Origin of the sequence: Frateuria sp. (assembly GCF_035943815.1) — a bacterium.
Classification (GTDB): domain Bacteria; phylum Pseudomonadota; class Gammaproteobacteria; order Xanthomonadales; family Rhodanobacteraceae; genus Frateuria_A.
In genome coordinates this window covers 15,328-34,045 of the sequence record NZ_DASZBU010000005.1, presented here as the reverse complement: position 1 = coordinate 34,045, position 18,718 = coordinate 15,328, and the positions used below count along the sequence as shown (strand labels likewise).

Genomic DNA, 18,718 nt, shown 5'->3' with positions numbered 1-18,718 from the left:
CGTTCGGGGGAACGTCGGGTAGAACCCGACGGCGCACCGCGTTGCGCGGCGGCTGCCGTGTGGTCGCAACATCCATGCCAGCCCGAAAGTGCGCCGAACGCCGCCGTTAGGTCTGCAACGTCGCCGACAGGCCAGATGCTGTCGCGCCTGCTCGCAAGCGGTCGCGGCAAAACTACAAAGCCGCTTGGAAAAGTTGCCGTGGCGCGCAGCTAGGCGCGGTGACGGCCGCGTGCAGCAAGGCTAGACGTTTCGACGGCACATGCCCGTCGAGTCCGCTCGCATCGACTAGTGGAGATCGCTTCGGCGGACCGGACGCGGCTCGCCGAGCAGGCCGCGGGCGAGCTCGGCGCAGCGCAGGCAGCCATTGCCGATCTGATCGAGCAGGGTGAGCACGCCGGCGTGCTCCTTGCGCTCGAGCATCAGCGCGGCCAGGTCGGTGCGCATCAGGATGACGTTGAGCGCGTTGTTGATCGCGTCGACGACCGAGACCGGGTTGGCGCATTGCTCCTGTGCGTCGGCCTCGCGCCGCTCGCGCTGCAGCAGTACGGCCAGCCACGCGCCGACGTGAGCAAGCGCGGCACGATCCTCGCTGTCGAGCGTGCGCGGCCGGTACAGCGCCAGGCCGAGCGCCGCCGCTGGGCGGCGCGCGCGCCGACAAGGCAAGGCGATCGCGCGCAGGCGGACGTTGCCGCCGCGTTCGCGCGCATCGCTGCGTTCCACGCATAGCGAGGAGCGCAGCGACTGCCCGGCCAGGTGCGAAGCCAGCGCCCGCGCCTCGCGCCGCGAGGGCGGCGGTGGCGGCAATGACCAGCAGTAGCGGCCCTGTCCGCTGGGTCGGTGCGGCGCGACCAGCAGGCAGACCTCGGCGTGCCATTGCAGGCTTACCTGCTGCAACAAGCGGGTGATCGCCTGCTCCGCGGAGGATGCGTCGAGCGCTTGCAGCGTGGTCGGCAGCGGCAGGGGAATGGGGGTAATGGAGGGGCTGGCCGGGCGTGCGTTCATCATTCGCGGTCTTCGTGCTGGTAGCGCGACAGCTTGTTGTAGATGGTCTTGAGGCTGACCCCCAGCGCCTCGGCCGTCCGCGTTTTGTCGTTGTCGAAATGCGCAAGGGTGCGCAGCAGCATCTGCTTTTCCATCTCGTCGATGGTCATGCCCACGCGGAAAGGCATGCTGCCGTGGTCGTGCGCCTGGTGCAACGGATACTGCGGCGGCTGGGCGATGTGCATGTCCAGCTCGTCGCCGGACATCACCCAGGCGCGCTGCACCGCGTGCTTGAGCTCGCGCGCGTTGCCGGGCCAGTCGTGGACCAATAGACGGCGCATGGCGTCGGGCGCGAAGCGGCGGCTGGTGCCGTAGCGCTCGTTGAGGCGGTCCAGGAAGCGCTGCGCCAGCAACGGGATGTCGCTGGGGTGCTCGCGCAGCGGCGGCATCGCCAAGGGGAAATCCATCAGCCGGTAGTACAAGTCCGCACGCAGCAGGCCATCACGCACCGCCTGCAAGGGGTCGCGATTGGTCGCGGCGATCACGCGCACGTCCACGGGCTTGCTGGCGCTGGCGCCCACGCGGGTCACGTCGCGCTCTTCCAGCACGCGCAGCAGGTGGGTCTGCAACTGCAGCGGCATCTCGGTGCATTCGTCCAGGAACAGCGTGCCGCCCTGCGCCTGCTCGAAGAAGCCGGCGTGGTCCTTGATCGCGCCGGTGAAGCTGCCGCGCTCATGGCCGAACAGCTGGCTGGTCAGCAGGTCTGGCGCAATCGCGCCGCAGTTGACCGCAACGAAGCGGCCGCTGCGCTCGCTGTACTGATGCAATGCACGCGCGGCCAGTTCCTTGCCGGTACCGCTCTCACCATGGATGAGCACGGTGACGTCCAGCGGCGCGACGCGACGGATCTTCTCGAACAATCGCTGCATCACCGCGCTGGCGCCGATCAATTCGCCGCAGCGCTCGCTCGCCTGCGCAGTGGCGGCGCGCAGCTTGGCCGCGGCGACCGCCTGGTCGAGCAGGCGATTGAGCTGGTCGCCTTCGACCGGCTTGATGAGGTAGTCCAGCACCGGCAGCTGCAAGGCCTGCACGGCGGTTTCCACCGAGGGATGCCCGGTGATCACGACCACCTGGCCGGTCTGTTGCGGGTCGAGCTTGGCGATCAATTCCAGGCCGTTGCCGTCGGGCAGCGAAAGATCAAGCAGCACCAGGTCGAAGTGCGCCTCGGTGGTGAGCTTCAGAGCGTGCGCCAGGCTGGCTGCGCCGCAGACGGAGCAGTCTTTCGGTTCGGCGAAGGCGGTTACCACGTCTAGGAATTTGGGATCGTCGTCAACGAGCAGGATGGAAGCGGTCGTCGGCACAATTTCACCGGAAGGGGTCGCATGACCCGGAGGCTGTCGCATTGAAAGAAGCAGGCCGCCGAGGCGTACCCATGCGTCCACGGCGGCAACCGCGGCTGCGGAGCGCTTGGCATGTCGGCGTGGACGACACCGACGATGCCGCAAGCGAAGTGCAAGCTGCGTCGAAGAGTTGTTCGAGAGAGCGGCGCGTTCGCTGGCGTGCGCCGCGCGCGCAGGCGTTCGGTGCGGCCGTGATGTGCCTTGCAGGCGGCGCGGCGCGTCAGTGCCTGCTGCGGGCCCCGGTGTCGCTGCCTGGCGCGAGGCCGCCACCGGCGGCGCCGGTGCTGCCGGGCGCGGGCGAACCACCCGAACTTGCCGTGCCGGGTCGCGTGGTGTCGCGCTGGCTCACGCGCAGGTGGTTCTGGATGTCCTTGACGCTGCCCAGGTCGTCGACGATGTCCTCCGCCTGGTGCTTCATCCAGCGCGCGGGGACGCTGCCTTCGAGCGTGACCGTACCCTGGCTCACCTTCACTTCGATGTCGCTGGCATCCAAATCGGCCTCGGTGAGGCGTTCGCACGCCAGTTCGCGGAGCCGTTCGTCGCTGCGCTCGTAGCCGCGCGGGCGAGTGCCGCGGAACGCGCCGCGCTGGTCGCCTTCGTCGAACCAGTAGCGCTTGCCTTCCTGGCGAAAGCCGGCGCCGCCATAGGTGTCGGTGCGGGCGTACTGGTCACCGCTGGGATCGCGTCCGGCGCGGGAGCCCGAACCGTAGCGCGGGCCCTGGTAGTCGTGTTCCTGCGTCCAGCTGGCGTGGGCGTAGTCGGCGCGCGCGTCGTCCTGCGAGCCGCCCTGGCCATAGGAACGTTCTGCGCCATAGCCGCTGTTGTCCTGGCCATGGATGTCGCGGCCGTAATCGCGCTGGGGCTGCTGCCACTGGCCATGGCTGTGGCGGCCACCCTGGTGCTGGCGCTGGCCGTAGGCGCGTTCGTTGTCGGTGTCCAGGCCATAGCGTGCATCGCCGCGGTGGCCGCTCCACAACTCGTCCTCACGGTAGCCGCCGCCGTAGCGTGCGGGCTGCTCGCTCCAGCGCGGGCTGCGCGTGCCGCCCCGCTCCTGCTGTGGGTGGGCGGCGCGCCATGGATGTTCGGCGGCCATTTCGTCCTCGTCGCCGAAAGTACGCACGTGGCGCCGGGCCTCGTACGGGTCGCGCCGTTCGTCGGGGACGCGCGGGCCGCGTTGCGGGTCGTCGTGGTCATGTCGGCTCATGGGAGCTCCTTAAGGATATGCGCGAAAAATTTGCAGCCGTATGCCGACTTTTTGCTTCAGTTGAACCAGCACAAAGCGGGCGCGGCCGGATCGTCGATGCGCGGCATGGGCATGCCCGGATCGTGCGGATCGATCGCCGGCTGGTCGGGTTCGCGCGGCCTGGGCGCACGCACCGGGTCGCCCGGCTCGTAGGGTTGCGGCGGTGTGGGGTCCGGCGGCAGCGACTCGGGATCGCCCACCGGCTTGGACGGCGTCATGCCGCCGATGGGGCCGATGCGCGGCATGCGGATCGCGACGGGCGGCGGGCAGGGCAGGAACATTTGCATGGGAAGTCCTCGCGGAGGAGCACTCCCGGTCATACAAGCCACGTGCCAAGGCCGTGCTGGACGCCTGCCGCGGTTCAGGCGGGCCCGGCCGTCCGGCGTGACGGCCGGGCCTGATCCCTGCCGGCCGGCGGTTTCAGGGGTTCTGAGCGCGGACGAGCGGGCTGGGCAGCAACGCGCGAATGCGCTGCACCAGCATGTCGAATTCGAACGGCTTCGTCAGCAGATCGGTATCGGCATCGGGCGTCCAGTCCTCCGGCATCGTCTCGGCATAGCCGGTGACGAACAGCACCTTGAGGCCGGGCCGGCGGTGGCGCCCGACCTCGACCATCTGCAGACCGCTCAGCCCGGGCAGGCCGATGTCTGAAACGATCAGATCGATGCGCTCGCCCGACTCGATCGCCGCCAGTCCGCTGTGACCGTCGCGCGCTTCCAGCACGCGGTAGTGCAGCTCGCGCAGCTTGCCGGCGACCAGCTCGCGCACCACGTCCTCGTCTTCCACCAGCAGGACGGTTTCACCGGCGGCCGGCTCCCAGCGCGCGCCCGTTTCGCGCGCGTCATTGGAGCGCATGCTGCGCCGCTCGCCGCTGGGCAGGTAGATCGATACGGTGGTGCCCTGGCCCGGTGCGCTCTCCAGCTCGATCGCGCCCCGCGACTGGGTGACGAAGCCATGGATCATCGACAGCCCCAGGCCGGTGCCGCGGCCCTTGGGCTTGGTGGTGAAGAAAGGGTCGAACGCCCGCGCGCGCACCTCGGGCGCCATGCCCACGCCGGTGTCGGATACCTGCAGCAGCAGGGTGGGCGCATCGCTGAGGCTGTGCGGACGCCGCAGCGGCCCTTCGCCGGGCGGCACCGAGCCGGTACGGATGGTCAGGCGGCCACCGTCAGGCATCGCATCGCGCGCGTTGATGGCCAGGTTGAGCAACGCGCTTTCCAGCAGGTTCGGATCGCACAACACCGGCACCAACGCGGGCGCCAGGTCGAGCTTCAGCTCCACCCGTTCGCCCAGCGTGGCCGGCAGCAACTCGGCGATCTGCGTGACCAGGTCGTTGAGGCTCACGCTCTTGGGCGCCAGCGGCTGGCGCCGCGCGAAGGCGAGCAGGCGATGCGTCAGCGTGGCTGCGCGCTTGGCCGAGTCGATGGCATTACCCAGGAAACGATCCACGTCCTGGCGCCCGCTCGCCAGGCGCATCTGCACCACCTCGAGCGAGCCGATGATGCCCTGCAGCAGATTGTTGAAATCGTGCGCGATACCGCCGGTGAGCTGGCCCAGCGCCTCGATCTTCTGCGACTGGAACAGCTGCGCACGGGTGTCCTCCAGGCGGCGCTCGGCCTCGATCCGCTCGGTGATGTCGCGGGTGATCTTGGCGAAGCCCAGCAGCTGGCCGTCGCTGTCGCGGATGGCGTCGATGGCGATCTCGGCCATGAAGCGCGAGCCGTCCTTGCGCACCTGCCAGTCGACCATGTCGTAGCGTCCGCTTTCGGCGGCCACCGTCATGGCCGTCTGCGCCACCTGCGGGTTGACGAAGAAGCGCGCCAGCGGGCGGCCGATGATCTCGGCGGCGGCATAGCCCTTGATGCGCTCGGCGCCGGCGTTCCAGTCGGTGACGATGCCGTTGGGGTCGAGCATGCAGATCGCGCAGTCGGTGACGCCGTCGACGAACAGGCGGAAGCGCCTTTCCACCTCGCGCAGCCGCTGCTCGGTATGGCGACGCTCGGTGATGTCGCGGGTGACCATTGCGAAGCCAAGCAGGTGTCCGTGCTCGTCGCGCACCGCGTCGCAGACCATGTGTCCCCAGAAGCGGCTGCCGTCGCGGCGCAGCCGCTCAGCCTCCTCCTGAAAGCGTCCGTGCGCGGCGGCCATATGCAGGATCAGCTCGGGGCGACCACCGGCGCGCTCCTGCTCGGTGTGCAGCAGGGCGAACGGGCGACCGACGATATCGGCCGGGCGGTAGCCGTGGATCTGCTCCGCGCCCGCGTTCCAGCTGCGGACGCGGCCCTGCGGATCGACCATGAAGATGGCGTAGTCCAGGATGGACTGGACCAGCAACTGGTAGGGGTTGGTCCCGCTCGTTTGCATGCCACCGTCCTTGCACAGCAGGTACCGCGCCACGGCCGTCCATGACGATGTCATCGGTGTCTCGTCCCCGGAGAGGGGGATTGCGGTCGCCTCTGGGCGACCGCGTTCCGCCTGGCCGACCTCAACCGAACCTACCTCAATGCCTAGTGGGATGCACCAGGATACGGCGGCAGGCCGCCGTCGGCGACGGCGCAGGCGCGGGCGTTCTTCGCACGGGCATCGGCGATGGCGGCCAGCAGCGCCTTGCGGTCGTACGGCTTGGGCAGGAAGGTGGCGGTGGGACCCAGGCGGTCGCTGGACGCTTCCGGGTCGCCCGAGATCACCACCACGGCGGCGTTCGATCCGCGCCGGCGCAGTTCCTCGGTCATGCTGATGCCGTCCTGGCCGCCGCCGATGTTGACGTCGGTGACGATCACATCGATCTGGGGCTGCTCGTCCATCAACTGGATGCCGCTCTTGGCGTCGCGCGCGGACAACACCTGGTAGCCGGCCGCATCGAGCAGCAGCGCCATGACTTCGCGCGTGTCCGAGTCGTCCTCCACTAACAACACAAGGTTGTCCTTCGCCATGACCCCTCCACACGCTCGCGCGGCCAGAACCGTGAATTCTGACCACACACAAGTGACGGAAGCGTGCAGGTTAAAGCCTTGCTGCGTCAAGCGTTAAGCATGCGATCTTCTGGTTTCAGTTTACAAATGTTGATGTCCCCGTGCACTACACGCGAACACACCGGCCGCGTGCATTTGCAAGAAACCGAGAAAGGGCGTTGACGAAGGGATGCGGTCCCGGCGGCAAGAGCGCAATTGGCTGCGTGGAACGCAAGAGTTTTCGACGCGCTACCACCCTCCTTTCACCGGGATGACGCCCTTCCTTCACTGTGACCTGCCTAGGCTCCTATGTCCAAAGCAAGGGAGGAGGCAGACGTGGGGCACGATCCGGCACGCCGGGAATTCCTGAGACTCTTGGGCGTGGCGGTTCCCGCAGGCATGACGCTCTGCGCGTGCGGCGGCCCCGGCGGAAGCGGCGTGCACGCCGCCTCGCCCAACGCCTTCCTGGCCACGGAGGAAATGGATTTCATACGTGCCGCCGTGGCGCGGCTGATTCCTGCCGATGCGCTAGGTCCCGGCGCCGACCAGGCCGGCGTACCCACCTTCATCGATCTGCAGCTGGCCGGTCCCTACGGTCGCGCCGAGCGCTGGTACATGCAGGGCCCCTGGCCCAGCGGCGTGGACAGCCAGGGCTACCAGCTGCGCTACACCCCCGCGCAGGTATACCGCCATGCCATCGCCGGCATCGACGCATATTGCCGCAAGCAGTACCAGCAGCCCTTCGCCAAGCTCGGCGCCGGACAGCAGGACGCCGTGTTGCATGCGTTGGAGGACGGCAAGATGGACCTTGGCGACCTGCCGTCGAAGACCTTCTTCAACCTGCTCTGGCAGAACACCCAGGAAGGCTACCTGGCCGACCCGGCCTACGGCGGCAACCGCGACTTCGCCGGCTGGAAGCTGATCGGCTTCCCCGGCCCCCGCTACAACTACGTGCGCGAGATCGGCCAGTTCGGCCAGCCCTACCAGCAGCCCTTCGTGAGCCTGATCGGCCGCGCGCCCACCGCGGCGCTTGCCCATGCCGGAGACGTGGGCTGATGGCCAGGCGCATGCCACCGGTGGACGTAGTGCTGGTTGGCTTCGGCTGGACCGCCTCGATCATCGCGCAGGAACTCACCGATGCCGGCGTGCAGGTCCTGGCGCTGGAGCGGGGCGCCTGGCGGGACACCGTGCCGGACTTCGCCACCGACCACATCCAGGACGAGCTGCGCTATGCGGTGCGCAAGCAGATCTTCGAGGCGCCCGAGCGCGAGTCGCTGACCTTCCGCAACAACGCCAGCCAGACCGCGTTGCCGATGCGCCACCTGGGCTCGTTCCTGCCCGCGTCGGGCGTGGGTGGTGCGGGCGTGCACTGGAACGGCCAGTGCTGGCGTTTCCTGCCGCAGGACTTCGTGATCCGCTCGCACACCGAGCAGCGCTACGGCAAAGGCTTCGTCCCGGCCGACATGAACCTGCAGGACTGGGGCGTCAGCTACGACGAGCTGGAGCCCTACTACGACCGCTTCGAGTACCTGTGCGGCGTCTCCGGGCAGGCCGGCAACGTCAAGGGCCAGCTCGTGGCCGGCGGCAACCCCTTCGAGGGGCCGCGCACACGCGGCTATCCGCTGCCGCCGCTGGAGCGCAGCGCCTCCACCGTGCTGTTCGACAAGGCCGCGCGCGAGGCCGGCTTCAAGCCGTTTCCCTGCCCTGCCGCCAACGCCTCGCGGCCGTACCGCAACCCGCTCGGCGTGCAGATGGGCCAGTGCACCTATTGCGGTTATTGCGAGTGGTTCGGCTGCGGCAACTACTCCAAGGCCAGTCCGCAGACGACGATCCTGCCGGTGCTGCTGAAGAAGGAGAACTTCCACTTCCGTACCCATTGCAACGTCACCCGCGTCAACACCGACGGCAGCGGCAAGCGCGCCACCGGCGTCACCTATGTCGACGTCGACGGCAACGAGATCGAGCAGCCGGCCGAGATGGTGGTGCTGTGCGCCTTCGCCCAGCACAACGTGCACCTGCTGCTGCTCTCCAAGATCGGCCAGCCCTACGACCCGGTCGCCAACACCGGCGTGGTCGGGCGCAACTACGCCTACCAGATCACCTCCTCGGTGGACGTGTTCCAGAAAGAGCGCCTCAACCCCTTCATGGGCGCCGGCGCGCTGGGTCAGGCGATCGACGAGTTCAACGGCGACAATTTCGACCACGGCCCGCACGGCTTCATCGGCGGCGGCTACGTCGCGCTGTGGAATACCGGCGGGCGGCCGATCCTGCAGCACTACCTGCCGGAGCATGCGGCCAAGTGGGGCGCGGGCTGGAAGCAGGCGATGCACGAGAACTACCTCACCGCATGCTCGATCGCCACCCACGGCAGCGTGATGAGCTACCGCGGAAGCTACCTGGACCTGGACCCCACCTGGCGCGATGCGTACGGCAACCCGCTGTTGCGGCTGACCTTCGATTTCCAGCCCAACGAACACAAGATGTCGGATTTCCTCACCGACCAGGCCGCCACGATCGGCCGCGCGATCCCCGGCGCCAGCGTGCACGTGAAGAAGCGTCAGGGTCCCTACTCGATCGTGCCCTACCAGACCACTCACAACACCGGCGGCGCGGTGATGGGCACCGACCCCAAGACCAGCGTCGTCAACCGGTTCCTGCAGAGCTGGGACGTGCCGAACCTGTGGGTGATGGGCTCGAGCGTGTTTCCGCAGAACGCCGGCTACAACCCCACCGGCACCGTCGGTGCGCTGACCTACTGGTCGGCCGAGGCGATGAAGCGCTACCTGAAGAACCCCGGCCCGCTGGTGGCGACATGAGAGCGCGTGCGCAAGGGGCGGCCTTGCGAAGGGCCGCGGCGCTCATGGGCCTGGTGCTCGCCGCCGCGCTCTGCACCGCCTGCACCCATGACCGCGATCTGGCGGCGCCCTCGGCCATCAAGCTTGGCGAGCGCATGAGCCCCGGCCCCTACGGCGACATCGCGCGCGGCCGCTACCTGGTGCGCATCGGCGACTGCGCGGCCTGCCATACCGCCCCCGGCGGCACGCCGTTCGCCGGCGATCGTGCGATCCCCACGCCGTTCGGGACGATCTACTCCAGCAACATCACCCCCGACATGGAAACCGGCATCGGTGACTGGAACGACGCCGACTTCTATCGCGCCATGCACGAGGGCATCGACCGCGAAGGCAATCACCTGTACCCGGCCTTTCCCTATCCCTGGTACACGCGCCTGAGTCGCGACGACGTGCGGGCGATCAAGGCCTACCTCGACACGCTCGCGCCGGTGCGCCAGGCCAAGCGGCACAACGAGCTGCCGTGGCCACTCGACCAGCGCGGCGTCATGGCAGCGTGGGACGGCATGTATTTCCAGGACGGCACCTACCGGAGCGACCCGAAGCGCTCGGCGCAATGGAATCGCGGCGCCTACCTCGTCCAGGGCGCGGGCCACTGCGGCGCCTGCCACAGCAAGAGAAATTTCGCCGGCGCCACCGACATGGACGACCCGTTCTCCGGTGGCTACGCCGAGAACGCCTTTGCGCCGAGCCTGGCCGGCGGCGCGCGCGATGGGCTGGGAAGCTGGAGCGAACAGGACATCGTGCAGTATCTGGGCACCGGTCGGAACGATCGCACCGCCGCCGCCGGGCCCATGGCCGAGGTGGTCGAGCAGTCCACGCAGTACATGAGCGAGGCCGACCGCCGGGCGATCGCCGTCTACCTCAAGAGCCTGCCCACGCCGAAGGAGGCATCGGCGGGTCGCGTCGATCACGGCACGCTCGACCGCGGCGCGGCGTTGTACGTCGACAACTGCGCCGGCTGCCACCTCGCCCAGGGGCAAGGCGAGCTGGGCGCCTTCCCGCCACTGCGCCAGAGCAGCGCGGTACAGGCCAGGAGTGCCGACACGCTGATCGGGGTGATCCTGCAGGGCGCACGCATCCCGGTCACGAAGAGCGGCGATCCCACCGGTCTGGCCATGCAGGGTTTCGCCGATCACCTCGACGACGCGCAGATCGCCGACCTCACCACCTACATCCGCAACGCGTGGGGCAACCAGGCGGAGGCAGTGGACGCCGGCCACGTGGAAGACCTGCGCAAGACGCTGCGCAAGTCGCCGGGTGGCTAGCCTGGCCTCCTCCCTCCCGCTTCCCTCCAGCGGGAGAGATGAGCGAAGGCGGGCGCTTCGCGCCGGCTCAAACCAATGAGAGCGCGGGCATGCGCTTCACGCGCCGCCTGCGATGCTGGAAGGCGAGCGCTCGCTTGAAAGGATCACCACGAGAGGGCGATGAGCCAGATCTTCCATCCGCGCTTCGGCTTGTTCGTCAAGCTCGCCCTGCTGGCGCTGCTGATCCTGGCCAGTGCCGCCGTGCTGGCCTGGCGCGGACTGACCAACGAGCAGCACCGCATCGGCGAAGCCGTGGAGCAGCCGGTGCCCTTCAGCCACAAACACCACGTGGGCGACGACGGCATCGACTGCCGCTACTGCCACGCCACGGTGGAAACGGACGCCTTCGCCGGCATCCCGCCGATCTCCACCTGCATGACCTGCCACTCGCAGCTCTACACCGACCAGGCGATGCTCGCGCCGGTGGTGCAGAGCTGGCAGCGTGGCGTAGCGCTGCACTGGCAGCGCGTGCACCAGCTGCCCGACTTCGTCTACTTCAACCACTCCATCCACGTGGCCAAGGGTGTGGGCTGCGAGAGCTGCCACGGCCGTGTCGACCGCATGGCGCTGACCATGCGCACGCAGCCCTTGTCGATGAAGTGGTGCCTGGACTGCCACCGCGCGCCGCAGAAGTACCTGCGCCCGCGCGAGCAAGAGTTCGCCATGGGCTGGAAGCCACAGGACCAGGAAAAGCTGGGTCTGGCGCTGGTCGAGCGCTACCACGTCGACACGCGCCGGCTGACGGATTGCTCGGTATGCCACCGCTGACCGGCCGCATGCCACGCCTCGGCGCCCATTCCGCCGGCGGCGTCGGCGGCAGGCGCGGGCGGAAGCGCGCATGAGCCGGCCGACCGCCCTCGACGCGCTGCGCACGCGGTTGGGCGATGCCCGCGGTCCGCGCTACTGGCGCGCGCTGGAGGAGCTCATCGAACAGCCGGACTGGCGCGACCGCCTGCAGGAAGCCTTTCCGCAGCTGTCGCAGCTGGAGCCGAAGGTCGATCGTCGCGGTTTTCTCAGGCTGCTCGGCGCTTCGCTCGCGTTGGCGGGCCTGGGCGCCTGCAGCCGTCCGCCGCAGGAGCAACTGGTGCCATGGGTGCGCCGTCCCGACGAACTGCCGCCGGCGCTGCCGCGCTTCTACGCCAGCACGCTCGCCTGCGCCGGCGACGTCGCGGGCGTGCTGGTGGAGACGCATCAGGGCCGCCCGACCAAGATCGAGGGCAACCCTGCCCATCCGATGAGCCTGGGCGCCACCTCGCCGGCGATGCAGGCGGCCGTGCTCGAGCTGTGGGATCCGGACCGCTCGCAGGCGCCGTTGCGCGAAGGCGTGCCGGCGAGCTGGGACGAGTTCCGCGAGCAGGCCGAGGCGCTCGCCGCGCGCCACGCGCGCGACGGCCGTGGCCTGCACGTGCTGGGCGGGCGCATCGACTCGCCCACGCTGGCGGCGCAGCGCGCGGCGTGGCTGGCTCGCTTCCCCGGCTCGCGCTGGTTCCAGTACGAGCCGGTGGACGAGGACAACGCGCTGGCCGGCGCACGGCTCGCCTTCGGCACGCCGCTGCGCGCGCGCTACCGCTTCGATCAGGCGAAGGTGGTGCTGGCGCTGGAGGCCGATTTCCTCGGCAGCCTGCCTGGCGCGCTGCGCCATGCCCGCGACTTCACCGGCGGCCGCCAGCCCGAGGCCGCCGTCTTCAACCGGCTCTACGCGGTCGAGGCCAGCCCGAGCCTTACCGGTGCCAAGGCCGACCATCGCTGGCCGCTCGCCAGCGCGCAGGTGGGCAGCTTCGCGCTGGAGCTCGGCGAGTTGCTCGGGCTGCCGGGCGTGCACGCGGCTCAGTCCAGCGGCATCGCCGCGCGCCGCCTGCGCGCGTTGGCGCAGGATCTCCAGGCGCAGCGAGGCAGTGCGCTGGTGCTGGCCGGCCGCACGCAACCGCCCTGGGTGCACGCTCTGGCGCATCTGCTGAACGAGGCGCTCGGCAACGTCGGCCGCACGGTCGAGTACTACGCGCCGCCCGAACCGTGGGAGAGCGCCGGCGAAGGCCTGCGTGAACTGATCGCGGCGATGGCTGCCGGGCGTGTGGACACCTTGCTGGTCCTGGACGGCAACCCGGCCTACGCCGCGCCGGTCGATGCGCGCTTCGCCGAACTGCTCGCCAAGGTGCCCCACCGCCTCCATCTGGGCCTGTACCGCGACGAGACCGCGAGTGCCTGCCAATGGCACCTGCCGCGCTCGCACGCGCTGGAAAGCTGGTCGGACCTGCGCGCCACCGACGGCAGCGCCAGCCTCGTGCAGCCGGTGATCACGCCGCTCTATGACAGCCGCAGCGTGCACGAGCTGCTGGCGATGTTCCTGGGCGACACGCGGGGCGAACGCGAGCGCGTGCAGGCCACCTGGCGCGGCCAGGCTGGCGCCGACCTGGATGGCTTCTGGACGGCTAGCCTGCAGGCAGGCGTCATCGCCCGCAGTGCGCCGCCCGCGCGGCGCGCGCCGGTGGACGCTGCCTTTCTCGCGCAGCGGCCGGCGGCGGCCGAACCGGCCAGCCTCGAACTGTTGTTCGCACCAGACCCCACCGTGTGGGACGGGCGCTACGCCAACAACGGCTGGCTGCAGGAACTGCCCAAGCCGCTGACCACGCTGACCTGGAGCAACGTGGCACTGGTGAGCCCCGAGCTTGCGCTTGCGCACGGCCTCGAGAACGGCGACGCGCTGGAGTTGCGCATCGAGGGGCGCCACACCCAGGCGCCGGTCTGGGTTATGCCCGGGCAGGCCGCGCGCAGCGTCACCGTGTGCCTTGGCTACGGCCGCCGCGCCGCCGGCCGGGTGGGCGAACGGCTGGGCTTCGACGCCTATGCGCTGCGCAGCCTCGCCGCACCCTGGCGCGGCGGCGGCCTGCAGATCAACCGCACCGGTGCGCGCTATGCGCTCGCCACGACGCAACGCCACCACGCCATGGAAGGGCGCGCGCCGGTACGCGCAGGCACGCTGGAAGACTTTCGCGTCCACCCTGCATTCGCGAAGGATCCGCCCGCCCCGCCCAGCCTCTACCCCGACCGCCCACGCGGCGAATACGCCTGGGGCATGAGCGTGGACCTCAACGCCTGTATCGGCTGCGGCGCCTGCACGCTCGCCTGCCAGGCAGAGAACAACATTCCCGTGGTCGGTGCCGAGGAAGTCGAGCGCGGCCGCGAGATGCACTGGATCCGCGTCGACCGCTACTACGAGGGCGAGGCGGCCGCACCGCGCATCCACCACCAGCCGGTGCCGTGCATGCATTGCGAGCACGCGCCCTGCGAGATGGTTTGTCCGGTCGGCGCCACCGTGCACGACACCGAGGGGCTCAACGTACAGGTCTACAACCGCTGCGTGGGCACGCGATTCTGCTCCAACAACTGCCCGTACAAGGTGCGCCGCTTCAATTTTCTGCAGTACAGCGACCTCGCTACCGAAAGCCTCAAGGCCCAGCGAAACCCGGACGTCTCCGTGCGCAACCGCGGCGTCATGGAGAAGTGCACCTACTGCATTCAACGCATCGAGACCGCACACATCGCCGCGGACCGCGAAGGACGGCGCATCACCGACGGCGAGGTGCTGACCGCCTGCCAGGCGGCGTGCCCCACGCAGGCGATCGTATTCGGCGACCAACAGGACCCGGCCACTGCGGTCAGTCGCCAGAAGGCCTCGCCGCGGAACTACGCCCTGCTGGAGGAGCTCAACACGCGCCCGCACACGACCTACCTGGCGGCGATCCGCAACCCGCATCCGGCGCTGGAGGACGACGCATGAGCGCGTACCACGCTCGCCATGAGCACGCACCGTCACGCGTAGGCCTCAGCATGGCCCCCTCCCCCGGCTGTGCCGGGGGAGAGGGAGCTGCAGCGCGCGGTACGCGGATGCGCTGGAAGGCATCGCCATGAGCGCGCCGCTGCTCGCCCCGCGCGAAACCAACGCCTCGATCACCGACACGGTGAGCAACCTGGTGCTCGAGCGTCCGACCGGCCGGTTGTGGCTGATCGCCTTCGCGCTGGCCTTCGTGCTCACCGCGTGGCTGGGCGTCGGCATCGTCTGGCTGCTGGCCAAGGGCGTGGGCATCTGGGGGCTGGACATCCCGGTTGCCTGGGCCTTCGCCATCGCCGACTACGTTTGGTGGATCGCCATCGGCATGGCCGGCACCTTCATCTCCGGCGGCCTGTACCTGGCCCGGCAGGGCTGGCGCAACGCGCTCAACCGCTATGCCGAGGCGATGACCGTGTTCGCCGTTTCCGTGTCGGGCATCTTTCCCATCCTGCACCTGGGCCGGCCCTGGTTCTTCTACTGGCTCGCGCCCTATCCCGACCGCATGGGCCTGTGGCCGCAATGGCGGAGCTCGCTGTTCTGGGACTTCTCGGCGATCGTCGCCTACCTGATCGTGTCGATCCTGTACTTCTACGTCGGCCTGATCCCCGACCTCGCGTCTCTGCGCGACCGCGCCGGCACGCGCGGCAAACAGGTGTTCTACGGGCTGCTCGCGCTCGGCTGGCGCGGCGAGGCGCGGCATTGGCGGCGCTTCGAGACGCTCAACCTGCTGCTTGCCGCGATGGCGGTCCCGCTGGTGTTCTCGGTGCATTCGATGGTGGCGCTGGATTTCTCCGAGGGCCTGTTGCCGGGCTGGCATTCGACCATCTTTCCGCCGTTCTTCGTCGCCGGCGCGCTGTTCTCGGGCTTCGCCATGGTGCTCGTGCTGGGCATCCCGCTGCGGCGCTTCTTTGACCTGGGCGACTTCATCACCGCGCGGCACATCCGCAACCTCGCCAAGCTGATGCTCGCCGCCGGCCTGTTCGTCGACTACAGCTACGCCTCGGAACTGTTCAACGCCTTCTACGGCGGCGACCGCTTCGAGATTGCGCATGCCATGGCCGAGCTCACCGGCGCCTATGCCTGGGTGTACTGGACCATCGTCGGCTGCAATGTGGTGGCGATCCAGGCGATCTGGTTCGAGCGCGTGCGACAGAGCCGCACGGCGTTGTTCGTGATCGCCGTGTTGGTGCTCATCGGCATGTGGTTCGAGCGCTTCGAACTGATCGTCAGCAGCCTGTACCGGGATTTCCTCCCTTCCAGCTGGGGCATGTTCTACCCCACCTTCTGGGACATCGGCTTCCTCGCCGGCTCCATTGGCCTGTTCTTCCTGCTCTTCCTCTTGTTCGTGCGGCTGCTGCCGGTGCTGCCGATGTTCGAGCTGCGCAAGCTGCGCGCGAAGCTCGGCCGGGAGGCGGCATGAACGCGCGCGGCTGGCTCGCCCGTTTCGGCGACGCTCAGGCGCTGCTGCTGGCGGTGCGCGAGCTGCGCCGCCTGGGCTACACGCAGCTGGAGGCCTATACGCCGTATGCGGTGGAAGGCCTGGCCGAGGCGCTCGGGCCGGTGCGCGACCGGATCCCGTTGCTGGTGCTGCTGGGCGGGCTGTGCGGCGGCTTGGGCACTTTGTTCCTGGAGTGGTACGCCTCGGTGGTGAATTACCCGATCGACGTCGGCGGCCGTCCCGATGCGAGCTGGCCGGCCTTCGTCCCGGCTGCGCTGGAAATGACCATCCTGTTCGCGGCGCTGTTCGGCGTCGTCGGCCTGTTCGTCGCCAATGGCCTGCCGCGGCTGGTGCATCCGCTGTTCGCCGTGCCGGGCTTCGAGGCGGCCAGCCGCGACGGCTTCTTCCTGTGGCTGCGCGCCGACGATCCGCGCTTCGAGGCATCGCAGGCGCGGGCCGCCCTCGCGCGGCTGACGCCGCAGGCGATCGACGAGGTGAAGCCGTGAACGGGCACCGTCTCGTGCTGGCGCTTTCGCTGCTCTCGCTGGCCGGCTGCGAGCAGGCCATGCACGACATGTACGACCAGCCCAAGTACAAGCCGCTGGCGCCCAGCCCGCTGTTCGCCGACGGCAACAGTGCGCGCACGCCGCCGCCGGGCAGCGTGCCGATGGCACAGGGCGCGGCGGCCGATACCGCGAGCGGCCGGCGCGGCCGCACGCTGGTGCCGGCGCCGCCCGGGCCCGCGCTGCCGCTGGACGACCAAGGCCGCAGCCTGGCCCGTGGCGACGTCGGCGAGCGGCGCTATGCCAACCCCTTGCCGCTCACCTTGGCGCTGCTGGAGCGGGGTCGCGAGCGTTTCGACATCTACTGCGCGCCCTGCCATGGAGCGAGCGGCAACGGCGACGGCATGATCGTGCGCCGCGGTTTCCCGGCGCCGCCGAGCTACCACACCGACCGCCTGCGCAACGCGCCGGACAGTCACTTCTATCAGGTCATCAGCGACGGCTACGGCGTGATGTATCCCTATGCCGACCGCATCGGTCCGCACGACCGTTGGGCGATCGTGGCCTACATCCGGGCGCTGCAGCTGTCCCAGCATGCGCCGCGTGACCGCTTGTCGCCGCAGGACCTGGCGCGCCTGTCGGCCACGCCCGTCAAGGGTGGGGAGACGCAGCGATGAGCGGCGGCCGCTGGTTGCGGGTCTCGCGCACCGAAGGTGTCGCCGCGGCGGTCGGCCTGCTGGCGCTGGTCGGCTGCCTGCTGCTGGGCCTGCGCGCGCCGCGCGTGGTGCTGCTGTCCTACCTGTTCGCCTGGCTGTTCTGGCTGGCGCCCGCGTTGGGCAGCGTGGGCCTGCTGATGATCCACGCGCTGACCGGGGGCGACTGGGGCCTGGCGTTGCGCCCCGCGCTGCTCGCGGCGAGCCGGCGGCTGCCGCTGATGGCGCTGCTGATGCTGCCGGTGCTCTTGGGCGTGGCCGTGCTGTTTCCCTGGGCCGGGCCGCACGCAGCGGGCGATCCCACCCTGGATCGCCAGCGCTGGTGGCTGGACGCGCCGTTCTTCGTCGCTCGCGCGGTGGTGGTGTGGGTGCTGTGGCTGTGGCTCGCACACGGCATACGCCGCCGGCTGGACATGCCGAGCGCCGGGCGCTTTGCAGCCGGTGGCCTGATCGTCTACGCGCTGAGCGTCTCGGTGGCGGCAGTCGACTGGGTGGTCTCCCTGGTGCCGCGCTGGCACTCGACGACGTTTGGCGTCCTGGTGGGCACGGCGCAACTGCTGGCTGCGGCGGGACTGGCCGTAGGCGTCAGCGTGGCCGGCCGCGACCCGGCCGCTGCGGCGTGGACGCCCAGGCGGCTGAACGACCTGGGCAGCATCCTGATGGTGCTCGTGCTCGCGTGGGGCTACCTCGCGTTCATGGACTACCTCACCGTGTGGATCGCCGACCTGCCGTCCGAAACGGTGTGGTACCTGCCGCGGGTGAAGACCGGATGGCGCTGGCTGGGGGCCTTTCTGGTGGTGTTCCACCTCGCGCTGCCGTTCGCGGTGTTGCTTTCGCGGCGGGCCAAGCAACGCGCGGCGTGGCTGGCCGGCGTGGGATGGTGGCTGTTTCTGGCGCAGATCGGCTACGTCGCCTGGCTGGTGCTGCCGGGGCTGCGCACGAGCGCGCTGGCCTGGAGTGATCCGCTGGCGTGGATCGGTATCGGCGGCCTGTGGTGGATGGGCTACGGTGCGCAACGGCGAGCCGTGCCGGAGGCGGATGCATGAGCCGCCAGCCCGACTCGCACGAGTCCTATACGGTTGCTGCCGGCGTGCTGCACTGGGCTGCGGTGATCCTGGCGCTCAGCCTGCTGGCGATCGTCCTGCTGGTGTACGTGTGGGCGCGGCCGGTGCTCACCGCCGGCGCGGCACCGGTGCGGCCGATCCCGCCGCAACCGCGGCTGCAGCCCGACCCGGCGGGCGACATTGCCGCCGAGCGTGCGTTGCAGCGCTCGCGGCTGGAGGGCTACCAGTGGATGGATGGGGCGCATACGGTGGCGCGGATACCGATTGCACGGGCGATGGCGTTGGTGGCTGCGGGCAAAGGCCTCCCCCTCACCCCAACCCTCTCCCCCGGCGGGGCCGGGGGAGAGGGGACCGGTGCGCGCTACGCGCCGGAGCACCCGGCAGACGGCCGTCAGCGGGAGCGACAGCCATGACCCGCAGCGCCGCGAAGCCGCTGC

The 18,718-nt window shown here is 69.5% G+C and carries 16 protein-coding genes; 10 read left to right on the top strand and 6 right to left on the bottom strand.

The window, feature by feature from the left end; translation table 11 throughout:
- Positions 1–285: 285 nt before the first annotated feature.
- From VGU65_RS01820 to VGU65_RS01795, 6 genes are all read right to left on the bottom strand, one after another.
- Positions 286–1,002, bottom strand: a complete 717-nt coding sequence (locus VGU65_RS01820) for a sensor histidine kinase (protein WP_327472457.1) — start codon at positions 1,000–1,002, stop codon at positions 286–288.
- Positions 1,002–2,342, bottom strand: coding sequence for a sigma-54-dependent transcriptional regulator (locus VGU65_RS01815; protein ID WP_327472456.1), 1,341 nt, complete (start codon positions 2,340–2,342; stop codon positions 1,002–1,004). Before VGU65_RS01815 ends, VGU65_RS01820 begins: the two co-directional genes overlap by 1 nt.
- A 259-nt stretch (positions 2,343–2,601) precedes the next feature.
- Positions 2,602–3,585: a BON domain-containing protein gene (locus VGU65_RS01810; protein WP_327472455.1), complete on the bottom strand. Its 984-nt coding sequence runs from the start codon at positions 3,583–3,585 to the stop codon at positions 2,602–2,604.
- A 56-nt stretch (positions 3,586–3,641) separates the two neighbouring features.
- Positions 3,642–3,911 carry a hypothetical protein gene (locus VGU65_RS01805; protein ID WP_327472454.1) on the bottom strand — a complete coding sequence of 90 codons (270 nt, stop codon included), beginning with the start codon at positions 3,909–3,911 and terminating at the stop codon, positions 3,642–3,644.
- A gap of 133 nt (positions 3,912–4,044) precedes the next feature.
- Complete coding sequence (locus tag VGU65_RS01800; RefSeq protein ID WP_327472453.1) at positions 4,045–5,988, bottom strand: hybrid sensor histidine kinase/response regulator; 1,944 nt, start codon at positions 5,986–5,988, stop codon at positions 4,045–4,047.
- Positions 5,989–6,131: 143 nt separating this feature from the next.
- Positions 6,132–6,557, bottom strand: a complete 426-nt coding sequence (locus VGU65_RS01795; RefSeq protein ID WP_327472452.1) for a response regulator — start codon at positions 6,555–6,557, stop codon at positions 6,132–6,134.
- A 354-nt stretch (positions 6,558–6,911) separates the two neighbouring features.
- Between VGU65_RS01795 and VGU65_RS01790 the strand changes: the two genes are divergently transcribed.
- The 10 genes from VGU65_RS01790 to VGU65_RS01745 all read left to right on the top strand — a co-directional run bounded on the left by VGU65_RS01790 (position 6,912) and on the right by VGU65_RS01745 (position 18,694).
- A complete protein-coding gene (locus VGU65_RS01790) occupies positions 6,912–7,631 on the top strand; it encodes a gluconate 2-dehydrogenase subunit 3 family protein (RefSeq protein WP_327472451.1) in 720 nt (239 codons plus the stop codon).
- Positions 7,631–9,391, top strand: a complete 1,761-nt coding sequence (locus tag VGU65_RS01785) for a GMC family oxidoreductase (protein WP_327472450.1) — start codon at positions 7,631–7,633, stop codon at positions 9,389–9,391. The genes VGU65_RS01790 and VGU65_RS01785 overlap by 1 nt, the downstream gene beginning before the upstream one ends.
- Complete coding sequence (locus tag VGU65_RS01780; RefSeq protein ID WP_327472449.1) at positions 9,388–10,695, top strand: c-type cytochrome; 1,308 nt, start codon at positions 9,388–9,390, stop codon at positions 10,693–10,695. The genes VGU65_RS01785 and VGU65_RS01780 overlap by 4 nt, the downstream gene beginning before the upstream one ends.
- 159 nt (positions 10,696–10,854) lie before the next feature.
- Positions 10,855–11,502, top strand: coding sequence for a cytochrome c3 family protein (locus VGU65_RS01775; protein WP_327472448.1), 648 nt, complete (start codon positions 10,855–10,857; stop codon positions 11,500–11,502).
- A gap of 70 nt (positions 11,503–11,572) precedes the next feature.
- Positions 11,573–14,512, top strand: coding sequence for a TAT-variant-translocated molybdopterin oxidoreductase (locus tag VGU65_RS01770; protein ID WP_327472447.1), 2,940 nt, complete (start codon positions 11,573–11,575; stop codon positions 14,510–14,512).
- 127 nt (positions 14,513–14,639) lie between these two features.
- Positions 14,640–15,983 carry an NrfD/PsrC family molybdoenzyme membrane anchor subunit gene (nrfD, locus tag VGU65_RS01765; RefSeq protein ID WP_327472446.1) on the top strand — a complete coding sequence of 448 codons (1,344 nt, stop codon included), beginning with the start codon at positions 14,640–14,642 and terminating at the stop codon, positions 15,981–15,983.
- Positions 15,980–16,507 (top strand): DUF3341 domain-containing protein, encoded by a 528-nt coding sequence (locus tag VGU65_RS01760; protein ID WP_327472445.1) that lies wholly within the window; start codon positions 15,980–15,982, stop codon positions 16,505–16,507. The genes nrfD and VGU65_RS01760 overlap by 4 nt, the downstream gene beginning before the upstream one ends.
- The gene (locus VGU65_RS01755; RefSeq protein WP_327472444.1) at positions 16,504–17,181 is read left to right on the top strand and encodes a c-type cytochrome; all 678 of its coding nucleotides are present in this window, start codon (positions 16,504–16,506) and stop codon (positions 17,179–17,181) included. The genes VGU65_RS01760 and VGU65_RS01755 overlap by 4 nt, the downstream gene beginning before the upstream one ends.
- Complete coding sequence (locus VGU65_RS01750; protein ID WP_327472443.1) at positions 17,178–18,263, top strand: hypothetical protein; 1,086 nt, start codon at positions 17,178–17,180, stop codon at positions 18,261–18,263. The genes VGU65_RS01755 and VGU65_RS01750 overlap by 4 nt, the downstream gene beginning before the upstream one ends.
- Positions 18,260–18,694, top strand: coding sequence for a hypothetical protein (locus VGU65_RS01745; RefSeq protein ID WP_327472442.1), 435 nt, complete (start codon positions 18,260–18,262; stop codon positions 18,692–18,694). Before VGU65_RS01750 ends, VGU65_RS01745 begins: the two co-directional genes overlap by 4 nt.
- Positions 18,695–18,718 lie beyond the last annotated feature (24 nt).

Coding starts and splice junctions, on each gene's coding strand:
- VGU65_RS01820 (WP_327472457.1), bottom strand. CDS start 1,002: ATGAACGCACGCCCGGCCAGCCCCTCCATTACCCCCATTCCCCTGCCG.
- VGU65_RS01810 (WP_327472455.1), bottom strand. CDS start 3,585: ATGAGCCGACATGACCACGACGACCCGCAACGCGGCCCGCGCGTCCCC.
- VGU65_RS01805 (WP_327472454.1), bottom strand. CDS start 3,911: ATGCAAATGTTCCTGCCCTGCCCGCCGCCCGTCGCGATCCGCATGCCG.
- VGU65_RS01800 (WP_327472453.1), bottom strand. CDS start 5,988: ATGCAAACGAGCGGGACCAACCCCTACCAGTTGCTGGTCCAGTCCATC.
- VGU65_RS01795 (WP_327472452.1), bottom strand. CDS start 6,557: ATGGCGAAGGACAACCTTGTGTTGTTAGTGGAGGACGACTCGGACACG.
- VGU65_RS01785 (WP_327472450.1), top strand. CDS start 7,631: ATGGCCAGGCGCATGCCACCGGTGGACGTAGTGCTGGTTGGCTTCGGC.
- VGU65_RS01780 (WP_327472449.1), top strand. CDS start 9,388: ATGAGAGCGCGTGCGCAAGGGGCGGCCTTGCGAAGGGCCGCGGCGCTC.
- VGU65_RS01775 (WP_327472448.1), top strand. CDS start 10,855: ATGAGCCAGATCTTCCATCCGCGCTTCGGCTTGTTCGTCAAGCTCGCC.
- VGU65_RS01770 (WP_327472447.1), top strand. CDS start 11,573: ATGAGCCGGCCGACCGCCCTCGACGCGCTGCGCACGCGGTTGGGCGAT.
- nrfD (WP_327472446.1), top strand. CDS start 14,640: ATGAGCGCGCCGCTGCTCGCCCCGCGCGAAACCAACGCCTCGATCACC.
- VGU65_RS01760 (WP_327472445.1), top strand. CDS start 15,980: ATGAACGCGCGCGGCTGGCTCGCCCGTTTCGGCGACGCTCAGGCGCTG.
- VGU65_RS01750 (WP_327472443.1), top strand. CDS start 17,178: ATGAGCGGCGGCCGCTGGTTGCGGGTCTCGCGCACCGAAGGTGTCGCC.
- VGU65_RS01745 (WP_327472442.1), top strand. CDS start 18,260: ATGAGCCGCCAGCCCGACTCGCACGAGTCCTATACGGTTGCTGCCGGC.